The organism is Sandaracinobacteroides sp., assembly GCF_057137845.1.
This window is the reverse complement of sequence record NZ_DBNHFX010000182.1, coordinates 1-7,410: the sequence shown is the minus strand read 5'-3', so window position 1 is coordinate 7,410 and position 7,410 is coordinate 1. Positions and strand designations below refer to the sequence as shown.

Genomic DNA, 7,410 nt, shown 5'->3' with positions numbered 1-7,410 from the left:
TCCTCGTCGACATGGCCCATGTCGCCCATGCGCAGCCAGCCGCCGCGCACCTTGTCGCGCGATGCCTCCGGGTTGGCGTGGTAATGCACCGCCAGCGCCGGGCCTGTTGCCGCGCGAAAGCAGATTTCCCCAACCACACCCGGCGCGCACATGCAGTCGCCCTCGTCGAGGATCGCAAGTTGCAGCCCCGGCGGCGCCCGCCCGACCGATCCAACCGGCCCGACGCCTGGCGGATTGAGGCACAGCCCGCCTTCCGCCGCGCCGTAGAATTCATAGATCTTCAAACCGAACCGCGCCTCGAACGCGCGCCAGAGGCTGGCCGGCATCCCGGCCGAAATCACCATGCGCAACGGCGTATCCGCATCATCGGGCCGTGGCGGTTCGGCGTAGAGCGCCGTCGTCATCCCGCCAAGCAGCGTGAACACCGTGCAGCCATGCGCGCGGGCGATATCCAGAAGGCGCGACTTGGTGAAGCGTTCCAGGATCACCGCCCGCAGGCGCAGATGCAGCGCGCTCGCCAGTGTCACGAACTGCGCGTTGGCATGCGTCAGCGACAGGCCGGTGCAAGGACGATCGGTATCGACAAGGCCGAATGCAGCCCCCGTCCGCCCGGCCTCGCCCATGCGCGAAAACGGCACCATGATCGCCTTGGGATCGCCCGTGGTGCCCGAGGTATAGAGGATCTGCTGGATCTGTGCCGGATCGTCGACGCGCCGCGCCACGGCAGGGCCGGGCCGGGCCAGCATTTCCTCCAGCCGAACGATTTCCGGCCGAACGATATCCGGTTGATCGACATCTGCACCCCAGATCCAGAAATCGGGCGGCAGATCGTCTTGCAGTTCGGTCAATGCCCGGACTGCCTCGGCGTCGACGATCGCACCACGGCATTCGGCGTGCCGCAGCATGAACAGAAGCCGCTCGCCCTGCGTCCTCGGGTCGATCGGCACGAACGTCGCGCCGGTGATCGAAGCGCCGACCATCGCCTCGACGAATTCGGGAAGGTTCCGCATCATGATGGCGAAACGCGCCCCGTCCTGCGTTCCCGCCTGCGCCAGCGCCGACGCAATCGCGTTGCCGTTGCGCCAGAGGTCGGCGTAGCTGCGCGGCCGCGCGTCGATATCGCCGTTCGCCAGCACCCGCACGAACGTCAGCACATCGAGGTCAGGGTGCGTGCGCGCGCGTTCGGCGATCAGGTCGGCCAGAATCAGTTCATTCACCATGGCCGCCCCTCACCGCGACAGAACCGAGATGACGATCGCGGCCACGTCGCGCCCGAGCATGCCGCCGCCGTTCTCGGCCAGCGCAACCCTTGCGCCATCCGCCTGCCGGGCGCCTGCTTCGCCGCGCAACTGGGTAACCAGTTCGAAGATCTGCGCTGCCCCCGATGCACCGATCGGGTGCCCCTTGCGCAGCAGTCCGCCAGAAAGGTTGACGGGCAACCGGCCGCCCAGTTCGGTTACGCCATCGCGCAGCAGCCCGGCGCCGTCGCCCGGTGCAGCGAGGCCGAGAAATTCATAGTAGGTCAGTTCAGCCGGCGCCGTCGCGTCGTGCAACTCCACGACACCCAGATCCTCAGGCCCGACCGAGGCCGTCGCATAGGCCTTGCGCGCGGCATATTCCGGCACGGTTTCCGTTTCGCCCGTTTCCTGATCCCAGCCCGATGCCAGCACACTGGCGCGCACCCGGATCGCCCTCGCCATCCCCAACTTGCGCGCCTTTTCCCCCGACGCGATGACCAGGGCCGCCGCCCCGTCGCCGATCGGCGAGCACATCGGCAGCGTCAGCGGATCGGCAACGACAGGGGCCGCCAGCACGTCCTCGACGGTCAGGACATCGCGATACTGGGCGAACGGATTCAGCGACCCGTGGCGCGAGTTCTTGGCCGAAACCATTGCGAAGTCGCGCTGGGTGGTGCCCCAACGCTGCATGTGCGCACGCGCCGACTGCGCATAGAGGTCCATGAACAGCGATCGTTTGCGGCCCTGTTCGGCATCGCCGCCGCTGGCGCGCACGTTCGCCAGCACCTGCTCAAGCTGTTCGACGTCGACCGCGCCGCGAAAGACGGAAAATGTCCGCGCCTTGTCCTCGTGGTAGAGCTTTTCGTACCCCGCAACGAGCACGAGATCATATGCGCCAAGGCGCACCATCTCGACCGCCTGCTGAAACGCGGTAGCCGAAGTCGCACAGGCGTTCTCGACGTTCACGACCGGAATCCGCCCGATTCCGAGGCCGCGCAGCACGACCTGGCCCGGTATCAGCACTTGCCCCGTCATCACGCCTGCGGCAGCGGTGCCCATCCAGGCTGCCTCGATGTCGGCGCCTTCGATACCGGCATCAGCCAGCGCCCCGGTGATCGCCTCACCGGCAAGCGATTTCAGGCCGCGCGCCGCATGTTTGCCGAACGGCGTCATCGCAGCGCCGATCACATAGACTTCTCCGGCCATTCGTTACGCCTCCATCCTGTCGGTATCGACCAGCAGCCCGCCGCCCTTGATCGCCAGCATGTCGTTGCAGCCGTCCTCGATCATCGATGCGCGGGCGTCCCGCAGCAGCTTCTCGATCGGATACGCACGGGTCATCCCGTTGCCGCCGAACAGTTGCAGCGCCTCGCTTGCCACCTCGAAGGCGGTCTGGGTTGCAGTGATCTTCGAAGCGATCGAACCCGCCAGCGCGCGCTGGCCCGACAGTTCGTTGTAGCGCGCCACCCTGCGGCTCAGGGCGCGGGCGGCTTCCACCTTGCGGAACATGCTGTGCAGCCTCGCCCGAACCGACTGGTGCGCCACCAGCGGCACCCCGCCCTGCCGACGCTCGTGCACATACTCCAGCGCAAGCTCGAACGCCGCGCGCGCAACCCCCACAAAGCAGACACCCATGCCGGCGTTCGCCTCGCACAGGATGTCGTTCACTGCGTCGGCATAACGGTCCGGCCCGGCCGCGACGAAGCGCACCGGCACCTCGACATTGTCGAAGAAAATCTCGCCCTGCGGCAGCGCCCGCTGCCCCATTTTGTCGAGCGGTTTTCCACGCCCCACCCCCGGCAGGTCGAGCGGCACATAGATATGGATGCCCTCGCGGCCCCGGCCACGGTCGAAACAGGTGAACAGGTTGCAATACTGCGCGGTTACCCCGTTCGAAACCCAGGCCGACTTCTGGCCGTTCAAAACGATCTTGTCGCCCGCTTGGCGCGCGATCAGCGAAGGCCGACCCCAATCGGGCTTCGGATGCGCGGCCAGCCCATCCCAATCCAGCATGTCGGAACCGGCAACTGGTTCGGTGATGCCCCAGCAGCCCAGCATCGTCGCCGGGAAGGCTTCAAGAAGATCAGGGCGATTCCAGCGTGTCGCCATCAACCTGCCCAGCGCGCCGGCGCCGATCGCGATCGCCAGTCCGGCATCGGCCCAACCCAGCTCTTCGTTGATCATCGAGCGCAGGTCGACCGCCTCGTCCGCCGTCAGATCAAGCGGTTGCGCGCCGTCGAAGCCGAATGCCTGATACTGGCGCAGGACTTCCCAATAGTCCGAGCCGGGCTGCACCACCTCATCCGGCGACAGCCGGTCGAGCGCGATACCTCGCGGGCGCACCTCGGTTGCCGCAAAGCGGTGCACCGCTTCCAGGATCGCCGCCCGCGTCGGGTCGAGCGGTTCCTCGAGGCCAAGGCCGTCTGCGGGCGACCAGCGGCGTGCACGGGGCAGGCCCGGCGAAACCGGAAATGCCCGTTCCCCTTCGACAAAATGCGTGTTCACGGTATCTGACCTCCCGTTCAGATGGATCGCGGAATGTCCCGCAGCTTCCCCCACGCGACGGTCGGATGGAATATCGCCCCCGGCCATTCTGTTGACATTTCTGGCCAGACGGCATCTGAAGGCGAAAGCGCTGCGGCGGCGGTTCACGGAGGAGGGCATGCGGCTCGAAACACTGGACAGGATTTCCCTGCCGAACTTCAGTGTCCGGATTATGCTGTCTCTGTTGCGCGAACATGGCCTCGACCCTGTAGCCGCCCTGCGGGAGGCCGGTATCGAACCCGTCGAAGTCGAAAACGCCGAAGGCAGGCTGACCGGCCGGCAAGAGCTTGATTTCCAGCATGCCTTCGTGCGGCAGACCGGCCACACGCCGACGCTGTGGGTGCGCACCGGCCTGCGCTACAGCCTGCTTTCCTACGGCACTTTCGGACTGCTGATCACGACTGCCAGTTCGGTCCGGCGATCGGTCGAGCTGGCCACCCTGTTCAGCGATCTCAACTATTCGCTGATGCGCTACACCCCGCTGCTGGAGGGCGGAATGCTGGCCGGCCTGAACATGGAAAGCGAGGATATCCCGGCGTCGTTGCGGGAATTCAGCCTGTTCCGCGATCTCGGTTCGGTCAGCGCAATGCTGCGCGAGAACGGCATCTACGATGCGGCGCCGATGGCGGTCGAACTCAGCCTGCCCCGGCCCGACGATGCAGACAGCATCGAAGCGATGACCGGATGCCGGATCCTGTTCGGCGCCAACCGCAACGTCTGGCGCTGGCAACCCGATTCCGGCGACCGCAAACTGGCGCTAAGCAGCGCCCAAAGCGAAGAAACCTATGTCCGCCAATGTCGCGCGATGCTCGATGGCGACGGCAGGCAGCCGGATTTCGCCAGTATGGCGTTGTCGCGGCTGGCCTGTAGCAACGGGCGCTACCTGTCGTTTGCCGAACTGGCGCAGGCCTGTTCGATGTCGGCGCGGACACTGCACCGGCGGCTGGCGGAAAACGGCACCTCCTACCGAAGCCTCCTCGACGAGGCCCGCTTCCGCGCGGCAAGGGAACTGCTGCAGGGCACCCGCATGACCATTGCCGAAATCGCCGAGAACCTCGGCTATTCCGAAGTGTCCAGCCTGTCGCGCTCGTTCAGACGCTGGTCGGGAAAGGACCCGACCACGTTCCGGCAGGCCCGGCACTGACCGGCGCTCAGGCGCGGAACTTCTTCACCACCGCTGCGCCCATCTGGCTCATCAGGTCGAACAGCCCGTCCGGGTTCTGCCGCTTCATGGCCAGCAGCGCCATTTCCGCGCCGTCGCTGGCGCCGACGACGATTTCCCTTGTTCCGGCGCCGAACCCCTGCAAGATGATCGCGGCCGCTTCGTCCGCGCTGATGCCTCCGTCCACGTCGTCCTCGCCCGCACCCTTCACGCTGCCGTCGCCGCGCAGCGCCCGTGCGCCGATCTCGGTCGCGACGAAGCCCGGAACGATCGTCGTCACCCGCACGCCACGATGTTCGACCTCGGTGCGCAGCGCATCGAAAAAGCCCATCACCGCGTGCTTCGCGCCACAATAGCCGGTGCGCTGTGGCGAGCCGACTTTGCCCGCAACGCTGGAGGTCACTGCAATGTGCCCCGACCCGCGTGCCAGCATCTGCGGCAGCACCAGCTTCGCCAGCGCGACGGGGGCGAAATAGTCCACCTCCATGATGGTGCGATAGACCGCCATGTCAGTGTCCTCGGCCAGCGAGCGTTGGGAAATCCCGGCATTCAGGATCAGCACGTCCACCTGCCCGGCGCGCGCAACCACGGCTGGCAATGCTTCGATATCGGTCACCTCGAACGGAAGAAGTTCCGCCCCGGTGATTTCGGCAGCGACCTGTTCCAGAGCCCCGACGTTGCGCCCCGACAGCAGAACCACGGCCCCGGCGGCGCCGAACGCCCGCGCCAGCCCGGCGCCGATCCCCGACGACGCACCCGTGATCCACACCCGCTTACCCTGGAACATCAGCCTTCCCTTCCGATCAACCCCACGGCGGCACAGCAGGCGCACCCAAAAGCGCCGGATGCGCATAGGTCGCCAGCGCCCAAAGCAGCAGCCCGCCCGCCACCGGCAGCAGCCCCGGCCACAACGAGGCCCATGGCTGGCGGCCGACGATCTGCGCGCCAAGCGGCCAGAACGATGTCGCACCGGCATACCGCTGCCAGAGCGCGCCGCCAGCCGCCCGCTTGCGACCATCCTGATGTGCCGCGCCACCCAGCGCCACGATCAGTATTGCCAGCGCCAGCAGCACCGTCGGCAGACTGCCCGACAGCCATGCATGCACCAACGCCCAGATACCGAACCCCCACATCATCGGATGCCGGGTGATCCGCAGCACACCCGCCGCCGGACGATCATCGACCGGAACCCCTGCCAGCGCCTTGTTGGCCGGTGTCAGTGATCCGACGAACAGCACCGACGCCAGCAGCATCAACGCCGAACAAAGAAGCCAGGCCCAATGCGGCGCCACCCACAGCGGTTGCGGCCCCAGCCCGCGCCACAGAAACAGCGCGCCGCCCAGCAGCAGCAGCGAAATCAGCGAATAGAGCGCCTGAAACCCGCGTTCGCCAAACCGCCCGGCCAACGGCCCGCGAACGGCGGGCGCCGTCATGCCGATGTGGCTGACGACGAACAACAGCAGCAACAGGACAAACGGCGTCATCATGGCCGACCTCTCCCCACAGCGCACGGCGTTGCTGCCCTGTTCATGGCAGGTGGGCGCCCCAACGCGCAAGACTGCCGATAACATCAGCGCGACAGCCCGCCGAAGCGCGACAAATTGCCATAAAAGACCTGTGCGGTCATATTTCGCTGGCGATCAGCCGGTAACGCCGCTAATCGCCGTTCCAGCACCCGTTCGTCGGCTGGGCGAAGCAGCCTTCGCAGACCCGGTGCCGTATCTTCCCGAACCGGAGATGCCATCAGGCACGATCGAGGATCATGAACGCCACCATCCACGCCTCCACCCGCCGCCCGTCGATCCTCTGGTCGCTGGCGTTCCGCCCCTTCTTCATCGCAGCGGGTCTCTGGGCCGCGCTGGCGATCCTGTTGTGGGTGTGGCTCTACGCCACCGGGAATGCGATCCCCAGCCGCTTCGATCCGATGCAATGGCACATCCACGCGATGCTGTTCGGCTTCGTCTATCCGGCGATCGCAGGCTTTCTGCTGACGGCCATACCCAACTGGACGGGTCGCCGCCCGATCCATGGCACAACACTGCAACTGCTGGCGGCGATCTGGCTTGCCGGGCGGGTCGCCAGCATGGTGTCGGCGGTGATGCCGCTGTGGGCTGCGATCGCCATCGAAATGGCGTTCCCGGCGCTGTTGTGTTTCCTTGCAACACGCGAAGTGGTGCTGGCCCGCAACTGGCGGAACCTGAAGGTGCCTGTGCCGATCCTTGTGCTGGGTGTCGCCGACCTGCTGATGTATCTGGAAGCAGGCGGCTTCGATATTCCGGCCGGTCTTGGCTGGCGGCTGGCAATCGCCGCCACCATCGCGCTGATATCGCTGATTGGCGGGCGGATCATTCCCGCGTTCACGCGGAACTGGCTGATGCGCCAACGGGTCACGTCGCTGCCGCCGACGCACAACCATGTCGACACCGCCGCCATCGTTTCGCTGCAACTGGGGCTGGTTGCCTGGGC

At 66.4% G+C, this 7,410-nt stretch carries 7 protein-coding genes; 2 read left to right on the top strand and 5 right to left on the bottom strand.

From position 1 onward, the window contains the following. From AC16JP_RS10265 to AC16JP_RS10255, 3 genes are all read right to left on the bottom strand, one after another. The coding region (locus AC16JP_RS10265; protein WP_484340519.1) for a class I adenylate-forming enzyme family protein at positions 1-1,220 on the bottom strand (1,220 nt) is incomplete at its 3' end. Between the two features lie 9 nt (positions 1,221-1,229). After that, the gene (locus AC16JP_RS10260; RefSeq protein WP_484340518.1) at positions 1,230-2,444 is read right to left on the bottom strand and encodes a thiolase family protein; all 1,215 of its coding nucleotides are present in this window, start codon (positions 2,442-2,444) and stop codon (positions 1,230-1,232) included. 3 nt (positions 2,445-2,447) lie between these two features. After that, the gene (locus tag AC16JP_RS10255; protein ID WP_484340517.1) at positions 2,448-3,743 is read right to left on the bottom strand and encodes an acyl-CoA dehydrogenase family protein; all 1,296 of its coding nucleotides are present in this window, start codon (positions 3,741-3,743) and stop codon (positions 2,448-2,450) included. A 157-nt stretch (positions 3,744-3,900) separates the two neighbouring features. Here AC16JP_RS10255 and AC16JP_RS10250 point away from each other — a divergent pair, with 157 nt between their 5' ends. Further along, complete coding sequence (locus AC16JP_RS10250; protein WP_484340516.1) at positions 3,901-4,926, top strand: AraC family transcriptional regulator; 1,026 nt, start codon at positions 3,901-3,903, stop codon at positions 4,924-4,926. Positions 4,927-4,933: 7 nt separating this feature from the next. Here AC16JP_RS10250 and AC16JP_RS10245 read toward each other — a convergent pair whose 3' ends face one another. Further along, positions 4,934-5,731, bottom strand: a complete 798-nt coding sequence (locus AC16JP_RS10245) for an SDR family NAD(P)-dependent oxidoreductase (protein WP_484340515.1) — start codon at positions 5,729-5,731, stop codon at positions 4,934-4,936. A gap of 16 nt (positions 5,732-5,747) precedes the next feature. Further along, positions 5,748-6,431, bottom strand: a complete 684-nt coding sequence (locus AC16JP_RS10240; RefSeq protein WP_484340514.1) for an NnrU family protein — start codon at positions 6,429-6,431, stop codon at positions 5,748-5,750. 275 nt (positions 6,432-6,706) lie between these two features. On the opposite strand from AC16JP_RS10240, the gene AC16JP_RS10235 reads away from it, so the two are divergent. Continuing rightward, on the top strand, positions 6,707-7,410 hold a 704-nt coding region (locus AC16JP_RS10235; protein ID WP_484340513.1), incomplete at its 3' end, for an NnrS family protein.